This window comes from Amycolatopsis kentuckyensis, from assembly GCF_041679295.1.
Lineage (GTDB): Bacteria > Actinomycetota > Actinomycetes > Mycobacteriales > Pseudonocardiaceae > Amycolatopsis > Amycolatopsis kentuckyensis_A.
In genome coordinates, this window is sequence record NZ_JBGDMD010000020.1 from 1 (window position 1) to 18,690 (window position 18,690).

Here is an 18,690-nt window from a genome sequence, read left to right on the forward strand (position 1 = left end):
GAAGGCCGGCAGCTGGACGTCGCGGCGGATGCGTAGTGCCTCGTCGTAATCCCCACGTTTTTCGGCGATGTCGCCGATCTGGCCCCAGGTGACGGCGATGGAACGGGTGTCGCCCAGCCGCTCATAGACCGGCAGCTCGACGTCGCGGCGGATGCGCAGGGCCTCGTCGTAATCCCCACGCTGTTCGGCGATGTCGCCGATCCTGCCCCAGGTGACGGCGATGGAACGGGTGTCGCCCAGCCGCTCATAGACCGGCAGCTCGACGTCGCGGCGGATGCGCAAGGCCTCGTCGTAATCCCCCTGTCGTTCGACGATGTCGCCGATACGGCCAGATGCCACCGCGGCTTCGCCGGCGGAGCCTGAGGTGAGGAACAGATCGCGCGCCTGGCTCAACAGTTCTTCGGCCTTGCGCAAATCGCCTGTGGTAATCAGACGCTGAGCCTGTTCGGCCATGACCCGGGCCCGCTCGAGGGGATCGTCATGATCATCGGTCGTGGCTGCCTGCGCTGCTCGGTCGAGCAACGCGTGGCCGGTCGGCCCATCACCGTCGGTGAGAGCGGCATCCGCCACCACACGCAGCAAAACCAGCGAGACCGGATGGTCATGCCGATCCAGCAGCGCGACCACCTCACCGCCCAGCGCAGCAGCAGTGGCCGCAGGGCCCGACCGCAACTGCGCGATAGCGCCAACAGCACAAAGAGCGGTGATAGCTGGGTTGTCTGCCAGCATCGCCAGCCGGGTCAGCTGCAAATCCTCCTCCGGCGCCCGGACGTGGGATGGCGTGGAGGGTGTCCAGGCGGCCAGCAGAGCACCGACACTGGCCTCGGCGAGAACCTTCTGTTCGGTAGGGGCGAGCGGGGTGATCCGACCGGCTGCCAGAGGGTTGACGGTGAAAGCGGCGCGTCCCGGGTCGACGTGGTCGCCGTGGGGTTCCACCAACCCCAGGCCGGACAGGTGGGTCAGGGATCCGCCGACGAGGCGGGCAATGAGGTCGACCACAGAGTGCGGGATCGGCAGGTCGAACAGCGTGAGCGCGCGTATCAAAGCGTTGTTGGCCGTGCCGGCCTCCTCCAGGAGCGCGTCCAAGGCGAGGTTTTCCAGGAACTCCCGCACCGCGCCGTCCTCTGGAAGGCTTCCCTGGCGCAGGTACTGCTCCATCCCCGTCACCGCTGCTTCCGCGCGGGATCGGGGAACTTGCTCGTTGTAGACCAATCGCAGGCAGATCAGGTCCTGCAAGCCGGGGTTGCCCCGGCTCACGGCGACGGCCCGTCGGGCCAGATCGGCACGCTCGACTCGCTGCTCGGGGGAGGCCAGGGCCTGCTGGCGGCGGTGCAGTTTCCGCTGTCCCACCGAAGGCAGCGTCCCCAGCTGGATGGATTCGAGCCGCGTTTCCGCGCCGTCGAGGACGAAGGTGAACCGGCTGGTCAGCAGCAGCCGGCTGTCGGTCTCCTCGGGGTGGAAGGCGCGCAGCACCGCCGACAGTACGGGGGCGTGCTCGGGGGCGACCCGGTGCGGTCCCTCTGTCGGGGACACGAGGATCCGTTCCAGGTCATCGATGATCAGCAGCAGGGGTTTGTGTCCCTCACCTTCTTGGGCGCACGGTCCGGTCAGCAGGTCGACCAGCACCTCCCCGACCGCTCCCGGCCGCTCCCGCACCGGCGGCAACTGACTGTCGATCAGCTCTCGCGCGGCGGGATTGGTGCGCACCGCGTCCCGCACGGCGTCCAAGACCGCCATGGCGCTGTAGTCACCGAACACCACAGCCACGGCATAGTGGCCGGCGACCCGATCGGCGATCCGGGCCGCGAGACTGGACTTGCCCAACCGGCCCTGCCCATGCAGCAAAACCCCGGACTTCTCACTACTCCTGAGCACCCGCAGCGCGTGCCGCAGTTCGTTCCGGCGCCCCACGAACATCTGCGGCCGGGCCACCGGCACCTGCTGCTTGTGATCCAGAAACCGTTTCGTGCCGTGCACGGCCGACACCAGCGACCGCTTCTGGCTGCCTGCCACGACCGGTCCGCCGCCGGCAGGTCCCAGCCATACCCGGGCCAGATGCCAGTCCCGCCGGATCTTTGGATCGTCCGAGGTCAGCAGTGCCCGGCGGGCATCACCGACCGCCTCCGCCACATCCACCTGCTTGTTCAGCTGCTGATACAGCCGCTCGGCGAACAACGTGGCCGCGTGGTCCTGTACCGAGCCGTCCCAGCCGATCACCGCCGGAACCCCTGCGGCGACCAAACTGGTCGACAGCGAATGCGCCAACAACTCCTCGCGTCCCCCAGGCCCGGGTCCGGCCTTGCGTCCGTTGCCTGACGGCAGATGCGGGGTGCTGTCGGCGCCGGTCGCGGTCAGGCAGGCCGACACGAACACCAGCCGCGTCGCTTCCCCGGGGAGCAGGGCGACCAGCTCAGACGCCGTGGTCGGGCGTTCGCTGCCGGTGTCGTCCTCCATCAGCAACACCGGCTCGCCTGGTTCGCCGTCCCTGCCGGGCCAGCTGTTCGACCCGTGACAGGACAGGTGGACGACCGGAAGCTTGGCGGCAGACAGCCGCTCGCCAAGCTGTATTGGGTCTCCGGTGTCCTCGACCAGCAGGTCAATGCGCGCGTCACCCACCGCGTCGAGGATCGCCATCTCCTCGGCCTCGAAGTCCAGCTCGTACTGCCCGGTCGGGGACGACGCCATGAACGCGACACCCAGCCGATAGCTGCCCAGCTCCGCGGGGGCGGACGCTGCGCCCAGCCGGCGGGTCACGCCGAACCGAAGGATTCCGTTCTCGGCCAGAAACCCTCCGCCCGGCCACGCCAACAGTTCGAACGGTGCCCGCAGCAGCTGCCACTGGGCATCGGAGGGCCACTGCGGTCCCCGCACTTCCAGTACCGCCGGAGCTACGGCCCGCTCCAGCCAGGTGTGCAGCTGCCCTTGGTCGCCGTCCAGCCAGCCGAACAGCTCACGCCCCAGCTCGAGCAGTGCGTCGGCGGAGCTCGCGTGCGCGTACCGGTCGGTGATGCCCTTCAGAAAGTCGACATCCGGGTCGCCTATGACTCGCCGAGGGCCGACTCGCTCGTCACTCAGGACCAGCTCGAACCCCGAACCGCCCACGACAAGTCCGAACACCATCCCTCCCCTCACCCCGCTGGGCAGCCATAGCACCCGCTGGGTCGTTCGCCGCCTTGACGCAACACCCCAAGTTCGCCAGACCGCCCCGGTCAGTTACTGGACGTCTCAAACAGCAACCAACTTTCCCCTGAACGGCGCAGTCGGCCCGAGACGAGCCCGGACGACCGCAACTTGACAACAACGTCCGCTCATCGGCATGAGCGGACGTCTGGGAGTTAGGAGATGGAAAGGGACGACCGTTCCGCTGCCTAGTGCCACGGCCTGCCCGGTCAGCGTCTGCAGTCAGCGGAGGTCAGCACGGCAGTCGCTGCACATGAGCTGGCCAAACACTGCGCGGAGAATGATCGATCTCATACGGCAGCCGCCAGCGCTCCCACGTAGGGCCTACTCTGAAGCTCGAGTGATCGACTCTGCGTGGGCGCGCAGATGAGCCGCATACTCCACTGCGGTTATCTCACCGGCGGCACGTTGCTTGCCGACCAGCTAGGTCGATAGCGTGCAGAACGCCAACGGATCGTTGGTGCAGCGCCGGGGAGGGGCGCAAGGGGGGATCACCGTCATGCCACCGGACAACGTCCGGTGTGCTACCGCGCGTCCTTGGCGAACCCGGTCGTCCCCATCGGCCGCTTCCCGGCAACCTCGGAGTTCTGAGCGAATCGGGAAGACTGCATGCCAAAAACATCGCGATACGGCACAGCAAGACGCATCGCCGCGGTACTGATCAGAAGTGGGAGGCGGTGAGTCTCGTGAGACAGCATTCGTGGCGAATAGGCATAGCGGCAGCGGTTTTCGCCGCCGTGGCTCTGCAGCCCAGCGCGGTTGTATCCGGTTCACCGACCCCGGCGACACCGAGCGCGACCTCGGCCACCCCAGCTGCGGCCGACTACACGCAGCGGTCCTCGTCACGCTCCCGGGATCTGACCGGTGACGGGCTTCCGGATATTCTTACCCGCCAGCCGGGGCTGGACAATGGCGCCTTGTGGGTCTACCCGAATTCCGGTGCGTTGAACGGGACGAAGACCCTGGCGTCGCGGGTGCAGATCGGGCGGGGCTGGAACATCTACAACTGGATCGGCGTCGCCGAGATCACCGGAGACACCCAGGACCCGGAGACGGTGCCGGAAATGCCGGCAGATGTGCTGGCCCGCCGTGCTTCCGACGGCGCATTGCTGGTCTATCCGCACAGCGGCACGCTCAACGGGTTCAACACCCTGGGTGCGCCTGTGGTGATCGGGACCGGCTGGAACAGCATGCACGAAATCGTGCTGGCCGACGTCACCGGCGACGGGTTCGACGACATCCTCGCCTACGACCTCAACGACAACCTCTGGCTCTACCCGCACTCCCGCACCTTCGACGGCACCAACACCTTCGGCGCCCGCCTTCTCGTGCGGCAGGGCCGGCTCGGCTGGCTCCTGGCCACCGAATGGAGCAATGACTTCCCGAATCTGACCACCAACTTCATCGCCACCGGCGACATGCAAACCGCCGCACACACCCGCACCGTCGCCGGCACAGCGACATGGTTGGCCGCGAGCACCCAGATCTCGTCCGGACAGTTCACCGGCGACCTGGTGGACATCATGTCGCTCTGCGACTTCAGCGGCGACGGCAAGGACGACGTCGTCGTCCGCGGCCGCGACGGCGCCCTGGTCGTGTTCCCCTTCACCGGGATCCGCGGACTGGCCACCTTCGGCACTCCCACGGTGATCGGCGCCGGATGGGGCGTCATGGACCTCATCACCTGAGTCCACCGGCCCATCACACCCAGCACGATCCAAACAAGACCGTGGAGCCGAATCATCATGCACAGAAGCAGAACCCTTATCTTGGCAGCCGCGCTCGCGGCCGTAGTCCTCGCCACCGACCTCAGCGCACTTGCCGCCGCCGAACCGCTACATGGGCAGCCCCCTGCGCCGGATCAGACCAGCTACGCCCACACTGACATCGGCAACAGCGCACTGTCCCCGGACGAGCAGGTCCGCATCGCCCAAGCTCGGCTGGAGGACCATCCGCACGGCGACGCGCTGAACCATCTCGGTGAAGACGGCAAACACCCCGTGATCACCGATGCACGCTCACCCCGGCTGCAGGACAACGCGCAAGTGAACGCTTATACCCCAGTGACCTGGGAAGAATGCCGAGCCCACACTTACGACAACAAAGATCACGCCTACTGGTACCGGGACAAGTTCAACTTCTGCCGCATCCAGACGCTCGGCGTGAACTACCACGAGATACGAGACGGCACCATCGTCGAAGTCGGGAACACCGCGGTCACACTGGGCATCAAAGCCACCGCCGTCGACGGCCAGAACACCGTCAACTTCGACGTGGTGTTGACCGACTTCAAGGACGAGGGCACCACCTACAAGGAGTGGCCGCTATCATTCCAGCTGCCCTGTGTCAACGCCGACCCCGCACGCACCAGCACCTGCACCGAACCCGGCGGCTCCGTCGTCTACCGCAAGCCCATCGGACAATGGGAAGCCGAAGCAGGCACCGAGTACCGCTTCACCAAGACCATGGCCACCACCGCCGTTCCCGCCGGCACCTACCAGGCGGAGATGCGCGGCTTCTTCTCCGCCAATGTGTACATGGTGCTGGAGTCCCCGATTCTCGGCCCTGAAACATCGAGCACACTGAGCGTGCTGATGCGCTGCGACAGCGCCACCTACGCCGGCGGCAGCAAATGTGTCGCCCCCGACGCCACCTCGGTGATGCGGTTCAGCGCGACCGACCCCACCTTGTCGGAGTCGGCCCAGTTCATTCGTGACGCCCAGACCGACATCACGCTCACCAAGCCCGGTGTGGCCGGCAAACGCGTCCCCGGTGTCCTGGGCAGCGGTACCGCGCTGCACCGGCTCTACTCGGCCTACGACTTCAAGAAAGACATCAAAGCCTCACGTCGCCGCGTCCCCAAGACATGCCGTCTCTACTATGGCCCGAAGTACACGGTCGGGCCGAACGGGCAAGCTCGCCAGTGCGACGAGTACCCGTTCGCCACGACGTACGAGAATTCCGCGCGAGTCAACAACAGTACGGTTTTCGACTACGCTGTCCGCGCCATCTCCAAAGAACACAATGAGACCGCCGGCCGTCTCTACGGCGCATGGCTCGGCTACGACCACATCCTCGACGGCGACCCCTTCTACGTCGAGATAGTCCCCTAACCACCACGGAACAGCGGGGCCTGCCGTCCTCGGGCGGGCCCCGCTAGCATCCGAAGACGATCGAATCGCAGGGAGACGCGGATGTCACGCCTGATCACCGCCATCGACGACACCGTCGACGTCGAATTTGGCCAGTTCGCGCTGCAAGAACTCCCCATGACCCGCAACGCACTCACCCTCGCCGTCCCCGCCGGACCGTGGACTGCTGTGGGCGGCCCCGGCGGCCTGCTCTTGCACAGCGCCGCCACCGATCACTCACCTGCCGTCCGCATCGAGCTCTGGGACAGCCCGGCGCCTAGCGAGCCGGGCCACGACGCCTGGGATCACGTCCTCGAGCTGGCCTGCGACCTCGCCACCGAAGCACGGTTGCAATCCGTGACCGCCACCCCGGGCGACCATCTGCTCCCCATCACCCGGCCCGGTCCACACCACGCCCGAGTACATGTCGGCAACCAGAGCGACACCGCCCTGCTCGGCGAAGGCAGCTTCGCGACGGGCATCGAACGCTGGCTGATCCAGCTCTGGCCCGCCTAACCGCGTCGCGATCGCGCCCGCCGCCGCAGCAGCAGACCCGTCGCCCCAGCTGCCAGCAACGCCACACCCAGCCCGCCGAGGGCCACAATGATCACTACGGTGCCCCTGGTCAGCTGCTGCGGATCGCACGTGAGCTGCCCGACATGCTCATACGCACACCAGGACAGCCCACCCCGTGATGAGGACACCACTTCCGGGGCCGGGGCCAGCGCGCGCTCCGCCGACCACCACACCACGCCGGCTGTCACCAGCAGCACGACGCCCGACGCCGCGAAAGACACCCACAGCCACCCACGCACGCACTCACCTCCGAATGTCTTTGACGTCGTCATGCAGTCTAGTAGCTACGGAAAGTGATCGCGAGCCTCTGTTGCGCGGTCGCACAGGGCCGCGCCGGGAATGACGTACGAGGCCGTGTTCGGCGACTCGCACCGCCGTCAATTGTCGTGCTGGGTGGCCTGCACGCGCGCTGCTGTAGTAGACGCCACCGCTTCGGCGGGCTGGTCGCGCTCATGGGGGAAAGGATGCACGCTCGCGTTCGCCGTCGGCCGACTCGCGGCATGGGAGTGCGCTGGCGTGACATGGTCGCTGACCGTGACGGTCTGCATGATTCGGCGTCGGGCATGCGTGCCGAAACTGCGCGCACGTTGCGCGGCCGACCGGTGTGGGTGCAGGTCGCCGACGGGTCCTGCTCCGCCCGCATCGCAGGGCACGGCCGCGTGCTGACCGATAGCGCTGGCCCCGGTGTCGGATGACTCGTCCGGGTGGTGGTGTGGAAATCCTCGAGCCGATCATGCAACGGTCTGAGGACCCGGTCTCGTATGTACGGGTGAGAGAGGGGTGGTCGTGGCCGATCGCTGGGAGTTCAGTCAGGTGGTGCGGGACCGCGCGGTGGTGTGGCGACGGGAGGCGTTCCTGATGTGCGGGGACTGGCCGCTGGCCGAAGACCTCGTCCAGACCGCGCTGCTGCGGCTGTACACGCGCTGGCACCGCATCGACCCCTCCGGCGTCGATGCCTACGCCCGCCGGGTGATCTCCCGGTTGGCGATCGACGAGGCCCGCCGGCCCTATCGCCGCGCCGAGCTGCGGGAAGCGCTACCGGAGACACCGGTGAGGGCCGCGGAGTCCGCCGTGGCACTGGACGTCCGGGCGGCGCTGCAGAAGGTGCCTCCGAAGCAGCGCGCTGTCCTGGTGCTGCGGTTCTTCAGCGACCTCACCAACGCCGAAGCGGCCAAGGTGCTGCGGATTTCGGAGGGGACCGTCAAGTCGCAAGCGGCTCGAGGCCTCGCCACCCTGCGTCGGCTCCTCGGCGAGCCGACCGAAACCACCGGGCAGATCACGGGGAGTCACCGATGACATCAGAGGACAAGGACCTGCTGGTTCAGGCGCTCGGCACGGACGAGCCGCCACTGCACCTGGATCTCGACGCGATCGAGGCCCGGGGACGCGCACGCCGGCGCCGGCGCGGCCACCTCGCGATCGCCGCCACCGTGCTCGGGGTCGGCGCGATCGCCGGCGGTGTCGCGCTCGGCGTCGGCGCTCCCAGCGCCCTGGAATCCGCGGCTCCGGGCAGCCTGGTGGCGCCCACCGAGCTGGAGATCGCCTACTGCTACCAAAGCGCCGACATCGGCAGCACCGCACCCAACCAGCACGTCGCGATCGGGCTCGGCGGCCGTGATGGGCGAGTCGACCTCACGGCGGAGATCATGCAGATCTGCAGCGACAGCTGGCAGTCCAACGTCTACGACTTCCAGCCTCGCCAGCCCGCAGGGACCACGTTCCGCGCTCCACAGCTCGTTGCCTGCGTGCTCACCGGAAACGCCGCGAATGCGACAGAAGGCGCGATCGGTGTGTTTCCGGGAAATGAGACCACGTGCGCGTCCTTGGGGCTTCCGGTCGCGAAATTGTGACCGCTCGGCGGTACATGGAGCATGCTCCATCGACGTCGTGTGGGAGTGACTACGTCGACGGTGCTGCCAAGATCGGCGTTCGAGTGATCACCACGGGCATTCGTTGACGCGATTACTTTCTCGGTGAAAAGATCTCGGTTGTTCGCATCGACAACCGAGGGGGTTTCATGCGCATCAGTGCGCGTTCCTTGCTGTCCATTTTCTGCGCGTCCATCGCTGTTCTTGCAGGATCGGCGGCAACGGCTTCGGCGGCGCCGAAGGCTGCGTCGCAGCATTGCGCGGTCATTGTCGGCAAGGAACTTGACGAGAAGGGTAACTCGAAGGTCGTGGCGCAGAGCTGCTCTGCGACTTCGATCGACGAGGCGTTCGCTGAGGCCAGATCGCAGCAGGTCAAGCAGGCTTCGCTCGCCGGGGCTTGCCACGCCGGAGGCGACGCTGCTGCTGAACGAGTACGCCGACGCCAACTACAACGGCGGGGTCATCTATTCGTACTACGGCAACGCCGGTCCGTGCGATTCCGCGGGCTATCACCTCGTGAACTACGTATCCGTGGAAATCAGTGTCTCGTCCATGACCGGGTACAACGGCTGTGACCGGGTGCGGGTCAACGACGAGTACTACAACTACGGCTACTTCCAATTGCCCACCCCGGGGCTGGGACGCTGGGACAACGCGGTCACGGCGCTGCAGGTGTACAAGTACTAGCCGACTGCGCTTCCGCCTCATAAACGTGGGTGGAAGAATGGGGCCTGTGCCTGACGATGACACGGACGTGGTACTGACCATTCCTGCGATGGACGGCCAGTACCACGTCCGGACCGCTCCGGGAGTCGACAACGACTGGCCGGGCAGCGCCGATGGGCTGCTGGTCGGCGAAGACATCTGGCTCACTGTTCTGTGCGGAACCCAGTTCGGCCCGGTCGGCCTCACCGTCCGCCGCTACGCCGGGCGTCCCGCGCAGGAGCCCGCGGCAGCGTGGGAGATGAGCGCGGAGTGGTCGCTGGAGTCCCCGGCGGGTGAACTGCTCATCCGGGACATCTACAGCAGCAACGAACCCACCAGTATCGACATGCCCACAGGCTGGCTTCGCATCCGCGTGTCCGTGTACGGCCGGCTGCGGGCGTCCCAGGTGACAGGCCAGATCAGCGAACCGGTGGAACGGCACCTGCTCGAGGTGTGGCCCGCGAAGGAGCGTGAAGAGCCTCGCGTGACCGGCGGCCCCGACGAACTCGCCGGCTACCTCATCGGCTGACAACGTCGACATGGTCAACCCCGACGGAGCACGCTTCCGCCGAACCAGCCACGACGACGTGGCCTTCGTCGGCAAGGTCAGCGAACTCGCCACGTGACCACCGGGACACGTGGAGAGCCGGATGCGCGGGAACGTGCACGTCCGGTTCGGCGGGCAGGGACGGGAAAACCGACACCAGAAACGGTGCACGGCGTCCCGTCCCCGACCCACCACATGGAACTCGACCGCCGCGGCGCCGAGCTCCTCTTCCAGGTTCTCACCGAACGCGAGGAGAAGGCCTCGGTCGCGATCGCTTCCAACGAAAGCTTCGGTGGCTGGACCAAGACGTTCACCGACCCGCGGCTCTGCGCCGCGATCGTGGACCGGCTCACCTTCGGCGGCAACATCATCGAAACCGGCACCGACTCCTACCGCCTCGCCTACAGCCGAGCCCAGGCAGATCACCATGACCAGCAACAACAAGCCAAGCCCGCGAAGCGGCGATGACAGCTACGACCTGATCGACGACGTCCCGATCACCCGGGCAGAGCTCGGCGAGATCTGAGATCGCCGAGATTGAAGGGGGGCTCGGTTGCCTGGCCAGATATCGTGCGACAGCACCAGCACCGATCTCATAGGGGCCCGCTATATGTCCTGGTCACCAGCTCACCAAGCCGTCGAATTCGAAGACCTGCCCCGGCTACGAGCACTCCTCGACGCCGGTCACGACGTCGAGGACGACAACGGGGACGGTTGGACTCTTCTGCGCCACGCCATCGATGTCGAATACGACGGTCACGTCCAGACCGGTGAGCCGCTGCACGCCGACACTACGGCGTTCCTACTCGCACGCGGAGCCGACCCACTCCGACGCTGCAACGGCATGCCGGTCGTCGAGGAAGCAGAAATCCGCGGGCACTGGCTCGCCACCGAAATCATGCGCAGTTGGATCAACCGCTGACACCAGCTGCCCCGGCACCCTCGAGCGCGGTCACTTCTCGCCGACATTGATCATGACTTCCACCCGCGAGTGCGGTCATAACCGACAAACGTCTGCGGTCAACTCACGCAGCCAAAGCCACGTCCAGGGATCGGCGACTTCGAGCTCCAGCTGTCCGGGTTCGGTGTTGGGTGGGTGGCCGGGAAGGTGGGCCGGGCAATGATGCTGGTCGCCGGCTGTGCATCCAGCGCAGAGAAGCCGGGCTTGGGTGCAGACATCACGCTCAAGCCCGGCATATGCGAATCAGGAATCCGCTTCGACGATCGGTGCCCCTGCGGCGGCTCGCTGTACGGCTTCGCAGCCTGCCCGGGCGCCTGACTTGCTCTCGTAGGCCTCGCCGACAGCAACGACTTCGCCATTGCCGGCCTTGAGGCGAAAGCGGTGCTTACCGGCCTTGTCCTGGTAGATCTCGAACTTTCCGGCCACGGTGACCTCCTTGTCCCGCGATCGTTCAGTGTCACTCGACGCTAACTCCGAGAGCCTGACCGTGCTATCCGCAGCGCGATACGTCCCCCGGAGGAGTGAGAACGATGACCCGGCACGCAGCAGGCCGATGCGCCCAATGGTCGGCGGCAAGGCTTCGGTGCCGCAAGGCTGCTGGCAGCGGTCCCACCGCGACCGAGGAGACGTGGGCCCGATCATCGGAGGTCCGCCTTGAGCGTCTCGACCTCGGTCCGGCAGGCATCGGCGTGGGAGCCGGGTCCGTCGTCCAGGAGCCGGAGTAACTCGCCGCACAGGTCGTGGGCGGCCTCCAGATCGCCGAGTCGCTGGTAGGCCCGAGCGAGGATCAGCCGCGCCTCAACGAGATGCCGGATCGAACGGGACCGCTCGAAGTAGCTGTTCGCGGGGCGGATCGCGTTCACCGCGTGACTCGGGTCGCCGGCGGCGAGGTGTCCCTGGGCGAGGTACGTCAGCGATCGCGCGTGCCCCGCCCGGTCGCCCGCGGCGTCCATGGCGTCGACCGACTGCTGCAGCAGCGCGACGGCCCGATTCGAAGCGCCCAGGGCGAGGTGTGCTTGGCCGAGCCGGCGGAGCCGTAGGGCGATGCTGCGCTGGTCGCCGCGCTGCCGGTCCAGCACGAGCGCGGCGTCCAAGTCGATGATCGCCTCGGCGATACGCCCGGCCGCGGTGAGCGCGCGCGCCCGGGTGGACAGTGCCATCGCCCTGGCCCAGGAGTCATCGGCGCTGTGGGCGAGCTGTACCGCGTCGTCGGCGGTGGCGATCGCGACGGCGTGGTCGTCGCCGAGCGAGGTGAGCGCGAAGGCGGCGCGTGCGGTGATGACGGCGGCGAGGGCGGGGTTGACACGTCGTGCGGCCGTGATCGCGCGGGTTTGGCTGGTGACGATGTCGTCGAGGTGGTAACCGGTGCGCAAGGGATCCCACACCGCTTCGGCCAGCTCGACCACGAGGTCGTCCAGGCCGTGCTCTGCCGCGGCGGTCTGAGCTGCCATGACGTTGCGGCGTTCGCGGCCGAACCAGTCCTGTGCTCGGCCGGCTGATGGGTGGAGGTGGCTATCGGCTCGGCGGTGGTCGGTGAAGACGCGGGTGTAGCGGCAGGCCGAGTTCTTGATGGTGTTCGCGGCGCCGGCGGCCCGGTCGGCGTACCAGGTGATCAGCCGGCGCAGCTGCTCGTCTCGGAGTGCAGAGCCGTCGATCTGCAGGCGAAGCCGGTGGGCGTGCGGGCGCACGCTGTTGTCCAGCGCGTAGCGCCCGGGGCCGGTTTCGGTGACCAGGTGGGCGTGGAACAGCTGGTGCATGGCGTCGTCGACGGTGAGGTCGAGCTCATCGAGCGCGGTGGCGAGCACGTCGATGGCGACGTCCGGGCCGGGATGATCGGGTAGCAGCCGGTAGAGCTGCTGGGCGAGCGGGGGCAGGTCGTCGTAGACCATGGTCAGCAGGTCTTTCAGGGATCGGCCGCCGACGGTGAGGGTGTCGGCGGAGCGGCGGGCGAGGGTGGCCGCGAGGTCGGCTGGGGTGGTGGTTCGGTGCATCGACAGGTACGCGGCCGCCACGCACAACGTCAGCGGATGTCCGCCACAGCGGCCGGCGAGCTCGTCTAAGCCGGGCTGAGGATCCGGCAGGACGGACGGTGGCAGGTAGGCGGTCAGCAGGTCGACGGCGGCGTCCGCAGGCAGTTCGGGCAGCAGGTGGAGACGGAAGCCATCGAGGACGAGGTCGCCGAGCCGCCGAATACTGGTGGCCACGATGGTGCTGGAGTTCCCGCCGGGTATCAGGGCACGGACGTCGGCCGCATTGGTCGCGTTGTCGACGAGGACTGCGACGGCGCGGTTCATGGTGCGTTCCTGGAACGCGGTGCTGCGTTGGGGGAGGCTCGGCGGAATGTGCTCGGGGGCGACGCCGAGCGTCCGGAGCCACTCGTCGAGGATCTCGTGAACGGTCACCGGCTGCTCAGGGTCAGGTCGAAGGGTGGCGACCAGGCACACGTCGGCTCTGGGGGCGTCGAGGTTGGTCAGCCAGGTCGTGGCGAGCGCGGTCTTACCCATGCCCGGCAACCCATGCAGCAGGATCCGCGTCGGCCCCGGCGCACGGGCGTGGTCTCGAAACGCTCCGAGGAGGTCGTCGCGGTCGACCCAGATCGGAGGTCCGGCCACCGGGAACCGAGGCGCTGGGGCCGGTGGCTCATCACGCAACCGGACCGTCTCCTTGCGTGGTTGCCGGGTGCACTATCTGCCCGTCAGGTTGGGCGGCGTGGTGGGCTGCGGCGTAGTACTCGCCGTAGCGCTGGCCGCCTTCGGCGAGGTTGATTGGCTGCCGGTCTTCGGGATGCGACACCGCCATCGCCTCGGCCTGGGTGAGCGATTCAGCGTGGACGGTCGGATCCTGGGGCATGGTGGTCCTTTCGAAGGCTCATGTGTCGCTGGTCGTGGCGTCGGGATGGTGTTCTTGTTGTGGCGCCTGGGTGGCGTCGTCGAGGGCCGCGAGGGCGTCGCGGGCTTGGTCCAGCGCCGCCCCGCCGAGATCCTGGAGAAGCTCGACCGCCTCGGTCAGGTAGCCGCGGGCTTGACCGGGGTGGCCGGGGTGGCCGGCGTGTTCGGCGACCTCGGCCAGGGCGAGCAGCACGGTCGCCTCGTACGCCGCCGAGCCGGAACGGCGCAGCACCGTACGCGCAGCGGCCAGGGATTCGATGGCCAGTCCGGGGCGGCCCGATCGGGCGTCGAGCCGGGCCTGCGTGATCGCCACGCGGGCGAGGTCTTTGTCGTCTCCGGCGACGGTGAACAGGCGCCGTGCTGTCGCCAGGTGGGACGCGGCCTCGCTGTCGCGGTCTGCCTGCAGCAGTGCGTCGGCGATCCGGCGGTGCCGGGAGGCCACGCCGCGGTCGATGCCGAGCTCGGCCTCGATGTGCAGGCTCGCGGCGTAGTACTCGATCGCCGCGTCGAGGTCATCGCGAGCGTGGTGCACACGGCCGAGCTGTTCCAGGGCCGCGGATTCGGTGCGGCGGTCGTTCGCGTTCCGCGCCAGCTCGATCGCACGCAGTGTCTCGGCCTCGGCCGAGGCCCATTCGCTGAGGTCCAGGTAGGCCCGGCCGAGCTGGTAGCGCAGCCGGGATTCGGCGATCAGGTCCCCGCAGCGCTGCGCCGCGGTGGTCCCGAGCTCGTGCGCGCGCAACGATTCCGGGAGCGGTTTGCGGTAGAGCATCAGCTCCCAGAGCGCTTCACACAGCTGCCATACCAGCTCGTCGTGCCGGTCGGCTGCGGCTTCCTCCAGCACGGCCAGCACGGTCGGCAGCTCCCGGGCCAGCCAGTCGAGGGCTTCACCGTCGGATGCGAACGGCGCGGGCTTGCCGGCCAGCTGCCCGGCGACGGGACTGATCCGCCAGCGCAGCGTCGCGGGGATGATGATCAGGTTCGCCCGGGTCATCTCCCGCAGGTACCAGGCGCCGGCGCGGGGGACGACCTCGTGCCGTCCGCGCTCGGGCTGGGCGCGGGCGTGCAGCCGGACCAGATCGTGGAAGCGGTACCGGCCGATGTCGACCTCTTCCAGCAGACTCGCATCGACCAGTACCTGCAGGGCCACGTCCACCTCATCCTCGGCCAGCCCGGCCACCGCGGCCGCCACGCCGACCTCGAACTCGGCCGCGGGGAGGCTGCCGAGCAGCCGGTACAGCTCGGCCGCGTCGGGCTCGAGGTAGCGGTAGGACCAGTCGAACAGCGCCGTGATGGACTCTGCCGAGCTGCCCGACTGCGACAGCGCGGCCAGCCGGGACCGCTCGTTGCGCAGCTGGACGACCACCTGGGCCACTGACCACCGCGTGCGGGTGACCAGCCGGGCCGCCGCCACCCGCAGCGCGATCGGGAACCGGCCGCACAGCTGCGCCAGCTCGGCCAGCGCGGCCGACTCACCCGCGGCTCGGCGCTCGCCGACGAGCGTGGCCAGCAGCGCCTCCGCGTCGGCCTGCTCCAGCGGCGGGACTTCCACCAGCTGCGCGCCGTCGCCGACCAACCCGTCCAGCCGCAACCGGCTGGTCACGACTACCACGCTGCGGGTCGAGGTGGGGATCAACGGCCGGACCTGCTCGGCGGAGGCGGCGTTGTCCAGCAACACCACCATCAGCAGCTCCCGTCCCGCGGTGATCGTCCGGTACAGGCTCACCCGTTCGGCCAGGGTGGCCGGCACCTGCTCCGGCTCGACGCCCAGCGCGCGCAGGAACCGCCCGAGCGCGTCGACCGCTGCCACGCTGCTGTCGGGGGAGAAGCCGCGAAGGTCGACGTAGAGCTGGCCATCGGGGAAGCGGTTGGCGTGCGCGCTGGCCCACTTCACCGCCAGCGCCGTCTTCCCGACCCCGCCGGGGCCGATGATCACCGCCACGCTCGCGCCCGATCCTGCCCCGCGTGTGGTCGGCGCCACCAGCGCGTTCAATCCGGCGAGCTGGTCGGCGCGGCTGATGAAATGCGTGGCGACCGGTGGCAGCTGGCGAGGGACGGTCGGCCGCGGATCCGCCGCGCGCGCCTGGCGAGGCTGTACCGCCGGCGCGCCGCGGTCGTCCCGCTCGCCGAGGCCGTGACCAGCGGCGCGGCCGGGCCGGGCCGGCTTGGTACCCGGGGTGGCGTCTTCGGACCTACGTGTGTCGCTCATCCCGCCTCCTCACGCCACGACTCGGGCGTCGGCCGACATCGAGCGTGGCGGTCTGGGTTTGCGCACGCCGGCGACAGCGGCCAGGCACAGCGATTCGGCGGGACGGAACCCGCGCGCGGGGCGGGGACTGTGCCAGGCCGAGGTGTGAGTGATGCCGGGTTGGACGAGCCTGAGGCCGGCAAGGATCTCCCGTAGCTGTTCGGCGGTGCGCAGGTGACACGGCGGACGGTGGGCGGTCCTGCCGTAGGTGCGGCAGAGCAGCCGTCGTCGCTCGGCCAGGGCTGCGTCCGCGGCCTCGCCAGTGTCGAGGCCGTCGACGGTGGCGTGGGTCACGACCACCACGCTGCCGGGCGGCAGCCGCTCGGTGAAGCATTTCAACGCTGCGATCGCGTCGCGGGTGTCGGCGATCGTTTCCAGTACGCCGGTGAGCACCAACCCGATCGGGGTGCCGGTGCGCAGCAGTGCGTGGACGGAGTCGTGGAAGAGCACCGTTCCGGGTTCCAGGAAGTCGCCCTGGACGGCGGCGATCTGAGGCAGCTTCTGCGCGAACAGTTTCAGGTGCGCCGCGACGTAGTCGTCGGGTTCGACGTACACGACCCTGCCGTGGGGGTGCGGGAGGACGTCGTCGTGCACCGGACGGGCGAAGGGTAATCCGGCGCCGAGGACGAGGAAGCGGTGAATGCCGCGCCGTTGTGTGGCGAAGCGGATCGCCCGGCTCAGGAAGTCGCGCTCGTCGCGGTAGACCCGCGGCAGGGGTGGCACGAGACGCGTCGCGTTGGTGCACCAGTCCCGATCGACCGCGAAGGACCGGTCGCCTCCCAGGTAGAAGTCCCTGATCCGGGACGGATTCTCGTTCTCCAGGTCCAGTGGCGGCGGTGTCCACTCGTCCGCCGCGATCTTCAACGCCTTGTCCGAGATCGACGGACGAGTTGTGGACATGCTGATGCCGGACGTCGGCACAGGCTCCGGGGCAGACGAGGAATCGGCGCACTGAGGAGGGAACAGCATGGAGTCACACTTCCTGCCTGGCTGGGGATTGTCGCGATGCGCGAGGGTCTCGGGGGACTGGAAGGCGTTCATCCGCGTAGCCCGGCGAGGATGCCTTCGGCGAGTTTTGTGGCTGTGGCACACGAGTTCGCGATTGGTTCCCCGGTCGGGCCGTTGACCATCACGCTGAGTCCTTGGTGTGGGGCGACGTCGACGATGTTGTGGCAGGAGGTGAAGCTGCCGTCGCTGCCGGTGCTGAGGATCCATCGCCCGGCGGGATAGCCGGCCACGGACGTCGGGGTCAGGGCGGCGGTGATCCCAGCGAGAAGGGGCAGGGGGCGGGATGCCGGGTACAGACGGATTTCGACTAGGCCGGTGAGTGGCGGCGCGGTCGAGATCCGGCACTGGGCTTGGGATCCGGCGCCGATCAGGACGTTCTCGTGTCGTTCTTCGCGTCGAGTCAGCCCGAGAGGCTCGGTCAGCGCAGTCGGGACGACCGAGCACGGCGCGGGGAGGTAGCGGGTGAGGTCGAGCGGCTGCGCAGTGATCGGGACCGGTGCCGAGGTGGTGCCGGGCGCGGGTGTGCCGGTCGGGCCTGAACAGGCTGCGGCGGACAGGAGGACCGCGAGACCGACCAGCGCCGCGCGGATACGCGCGTCGGTCCGGTGCGCGGGGCGTGCGGGTGTTCTGCCGGGATGACGGCGTCCGGCGCAGCCAGCCGGTGCGGCGGAGGGGCCGATCGGCACGGTGATGGGGAGATTCATGAGCAGAGTCGTCTCGTGCAGGCGGATGGCGGATGGCGGGTGGTCATTGGCAGCCGAGGGCGGCGAGGACGGCGCGGGTCGGCTGGATCGTGGGGGCGCCGCGGTGTCGTGGGATACCGCTTGTCGTCGGTCACCACAGATCACCGCCTGCTATGAAGCTGGGTCCGGTGGGCTGGGGTTCGCCGATGATGGCCGCGTCCCGGCGCGCCTCTTGTCGGTAAAGGCGGGCGGCGATCCGTCCGTATGTGTGGGCCCAGAATCGTAGGTCTGCGGCCAGCGTGCCCGGCATCTGCTGGGCCGGCGGGTTGTCCGCCACCTGCTTGTCCAGCAGCGCCAACGTGATCCGCAGGTGTCGGAGGATCTTGCTGAACTCCTCGGCTGCCTCGGCCGGGGTGTGACCGGGGTCGTGCCGGCGCACGGAGAACCGCGCGCCGGAGGCCATCGCCTGGAACGCGGCGTATTCGTAGGCGGTGAGCGCCTCGTCGGCGCTGGTCCCGTCGGCGAGGACACTGGTGACGGCGGCGTAGCGGGCGCAGGAGACGCTAGTGGTCATAAGGCTGCTCCTGGTCGTCGCCGGACCCGGCGGCAGCGGCGGGTCCTGGAGCGGAGCAGCGCAGCAGCCAGCGGTACGTCCGCGGACGCGGCGGTCGGGCAGCGACGCCGCACCGCAGCGCGGTCTCGTGTTCCGCCGGCGGCGGGAAGCGGACAACGCGGCCGGGGCGGCGAGCCCGGGCGAGTGCTGATCGTCCGAAGCAGCTGCGGAACCAGCGCTTGGCGCGTGGTAGGGCATGGGACGAAGCTTCCTGCGAGACGGGACTCCGGCGCGAGGACCGGCGGCGACCGACGATCGGCGGTCCCATCGCGACGGCTGCGCGAC

At 68.5% G+C, this 18,690-nt stretch carries 17 protein-coding genes and 1 pseudogene; 10 read left to right on the forward strand and 8 right to left on the reverse strand.

Annotated features, from left to right (window positions below; genetic code table 11):
* Positions 1 to 3,120, reverse strand: a 3,120-nt coding sequence (locus ACERZO_RS47930; RefSeq protein WP_372672688.1) for a CHAT domain-containing protein, incomplete at its 3' end; no start/stop codon positions are given.
* A gap of 797 nt (positions 3,121 to 3,917) precedes the next feature.
* Here ACERZO_RS47930 and ACERZO_RS47935 point away from each other — a divergent pair.
* The 9 genes and pseudogenes from ACERZO_RS47935 (at position 3,918) to ACERZO_RS47975 (ending at position 10,929) form a co-directional block, all read left to right on the forward strand.
* Complete coding sequence (locus ACERZO_RS47935; protein WP_372672689.1) at positions 3,918 to 4,868, forward strand: hypothetical protein; 951 nt, start codon at positions 3,918 to 3,920, stop codon at positions 4,866 to 4,868.
* A gap of 81 nt (positions 4,869 to 4,949) precedes the next feature.
* Positions 4,950 to 6,293: a NucA/NucB deoxyribonuclease domain-containing protein gene (locus ACERZO_RS47940; RefSeq protein ID WP_372672690.1), complete on the forward strand. Its 1,344-nt coding sequence runs from the start codon at positions 4,950 to 4,952 to the stop codon at positions 6,291 to 6,293.
* An 81-nt stretch (positions 6,294 to 6,374) separates the two neighbouring features.
* On the forward strand, positions 6,375 to 6,827 hold the full coding sequence (locus ACERZO_RS47945; RefSeq protein ID WP_372672691.1) for a hypothetical protein: 453 nt from the start codon (positions 6,375 to 6,377) through the stop codon (positions 6,825 to 6,827).
* An 846-nt stretch (positions 6,828 to 7,673) separates the two neighbouring features.
* Entirely contained in the window at positions 7,674 to 8,183 is a 510-nt protein-coding gene (locus ACERZO_RS47950) for a SigE family RNA polymerase sigma factor (RefSeq protein ID WP_372672692.1), read from the forward strand.
* Complete coding sequence (locus tag ACERZO_RS47955) at positions 8,180 to 8,737, forward strand: hypothetical protein (RefSeq protein WP_372672693.1); 558 nt, start codon at positions 8,180 to 8,182, stop codon at positions 8,735 to 8,737. The genes ACERZO_RS47950 and ACERZO_RS47955 overlap by 4 nt, the downstream gene beginning before the upstream one ends.
* A gap of 570 nt (positions 8,738 to 9,307) precedes the next feature.
* A complete protein-coding gene (locus ACERZO_RS47960) occupies positions 9,308 to 9,442 on the forward strand; it encodes a hypothetical protein (RefSeq protein WP_372672694.1) in 135 nt (44 codons plus the stop codon).
* An 88-nt stretch (positions 9,443 to 9,530) separates the two neighbouring features.
* Complete coding sequence (locus ACERZO_RS47965) at positions 9,531 to 9,989, forward strand: hypothetical protein (RefSeq protein WP_372672695.1); 459 nt, start codon at positions 9,531 to 9,533, stop codon at positions 9,987 to 9,989.
* 210 nt (positions 9,990 to 10,199) lie between these two features.
* Positions 10,200 to 10,475 (forward strand): annotated as a pseudogene (locus ACERZO_RS47970) (ATP-binding protein); the annotation flags it as partial.
* A gap of 142 nt (positions 10,476 to 10,617) precedes the next feature.
* Positions 10,618 to 10,929, forward strand: a complete 312-nt coding sequence (locus tag ACERZO_RS47975; RefSeq protein WP_372672696.1) for an ankyrin repeat domain-containing protein — start codon at positions 10,618 to 10,620, stop codon at positions 10,927 to 10,929.
* Between the two features lie 282 nt (positions 10,930 to 11,211).
* Here the strand turns inward: ACERZO_RS47975 and ACERZO_RS47980 are convergent, their stop codons facing one another.
* The 7 genes from ACERZO_RS47980 to ACERZO_RS48010 all read right to left on the reverse strand — a co-directional run bounded on the left by ACERZO_RS47980 (position 11,212) and on the right by ACERZO_RS48010 (position 18,366).
* On the reverse strand, positions 11,212 to 11,394 hold the full coding sequence (locus tag ACERZO_RS47980) for a YegP family protein (RefSeq protein WP_372672697.1): 183 nt from the start codon (positions 11,392 to 11,394) through the stop codon (positions 11,212 to 11,214).
* A gap of 212 nt (positions 11,395 to 11,606) precedes the next feature.
* Positions 11,607 to 13,472: a hypothetical protein gene (locus ACERZO_RS47985; RefSeq protein WP_372672698.1), complete on the reverse strand. Its 1,866-nt coding sequence runs from the start codon at positions 13,470 to 13,472 to the stop codon at positions 11,607 to 11,609.
* Between the two features lie 139 nt (positions 13,473 to 13,611).
* On the reverse strand, positions 13,612 to 13,818 hold the full coding sequence (locus tag ACERZO_RS47990; protein WP_372672699.1) for a hypothetical protein: 207 nt from the start codon (positions 13,816 to 13,818) through the stop codon (positions 13,612 to 13,614).
* Positions 13,819 to 13,836: 18 nt separating this feature from the next.
* Positions 13,837 to 16,062 carry an ATP-binding protein gene (locus ACERZO_RS47995; protein WP_372672700.1) on the reverse strand — a complete coding sequence of 742 codons (2,226 nt, stop codon included), beginning with the start codon at positions 16,060 to 16,062 and terminating at the stop codon, positions 13,837 to 13,839.
* 9 nt (positions 16,063 to 16,071) lie between these two features.
* Positions 16,072 to 17,142, reverse strand: a complete 1,071-nt coding sequence (locus ACERZO_RS48000) for an SAM-dependent methyltransferase (RefSeq protein ID WP_372672701.1) — start codon at positions 17,140 to 17,142, stop codon at positions 16,072 to 16,074.
* Positions 17,139 to 17,813, reverse strand: coding sequence for a DUF3558 family protein (locus ACERZO_RS48005; RefSeq protein ID WP_372672702.1), 675 nt, complete (start codon positions 17,811 to 17,813; stop codon positions 17,139 to 17,141). The genes ACERZO_RS48000 and ACERZO_RS48005 overlap by 4 nt, the downstream gene beginning before the upstream one ends.
* A 130-nt stretch (positions 17,814 to 17,943) precedes the next feature.
* Entirely contained in the window at positions 17,944 to 18,366 is a 423-nt protein-coding gene (locus ACERZO_RS48010) for a hypothetical protein (RefSeq protein ID WP_372672703.1), read from the reverse strand.
* Here ACERZO_RS48010 and ACERZO_RS48015 point away from each other — a divergent pair.
* Entirely contained in the window at positions 18,359 to 18,556 is a 198-nt protein-coding gene (locus tag ACERZO_RS48015) for a hypothetical protein (RefSeq protein WP_372672704.1), read from the forward strand. The genes ACERZO_RS48010 and ACERZO_RS48015 overlap by 8 nt on opposite strands.
* Positions 18,557 to 18,690: the final 134 nt, after the last annotated feature.

What these genes read in the sequence shown, in the direction of transcription:
- ACERZO_RS47945 (WP_372672691.1), top strand. Translation starts at nt 6,375, where the DNA reads ATGTCACGCCTGATCACCGCCATCGACGACACCGTCGACGTCGAATTT.
- ACERZO_RS47955 (WP_372672693.1), top strand. Translation starts at nt 8,180, where the DNA reads ATGACATCAGAGGACAAGGACCTGCTGGTTCAGGCGCTCGGCACGGAC.
- ACERZO_RS47960 (WP_372672694.1), top strand. Translation starts at nt 9,308, where the DNA reads ATGACCGGGTACAACGGCTGTGACCGGGTGCGGGTCAACGACGAGTAC.
- ACERZO_RS47965 (WP_372672695.1), top strand. Translation starts at nt 9,531, where the DNA reads ATGGACGGCCAGTACCACGTCCGGACCGCTCCGGGAGTCGACAACGAC.
- ACERZO_RS47975 (WP_372672696.1), top strand. Translation starts at nt 10,618, where the DNA reads ATGTCCTGGTCACCAGCTCACCAAGCCGTCGAATTCGAAGACCTGCCC.
- ACERZO_RS47985 (WP_372672698.1), bottom strand. Translation starts at nt 13,472, where the DNA reads ATGGGTAAGACCGCGCTCGCCACGACCTGGCTGACCAACCTCGACGCC.
- ACERZO_RS47990 (WP_372672699.1), bottom strand. Translation starts at nt 13,818, where the DNA reads ATGCCCCAGGATCCGACCGTCCACGCTGAATCGCTCACCCAGGCCGAG.
- ACERZO_RS47995 (WP_372672700.1), bottom strand. Translation starts at nt 16,062, where the DNA reads ATGAGCGACACACGTAGGTCCGAAGACGCCACCCCGGGTACCAAGCCG.
- ACERZO_RS48000 (WP_372672701.1), bottom strand. Translation starts at nt 17,142, where the DNA reads ATGAACGCCTTCCAGTCCCCCGAGACCCTCGCGCATCGCGACAATCCC.
- ACERZO_RS48005 (WP_372672702.1), bottom strand. Translation starts at nt 17,813, where the DNA reads ATGAATCTCCCCATCACCGTGCCGATCGGCCCCTCCGCCGCACCGGCT.
- ACERZO_RS48010 (WP_372672703.1), bottom strand. Translation starts at nt 18,366, where the DNA reads ATGACCACTAGCGTCTCCTGCGCCCGCTACGCCGCCGTCACCAGTGTC.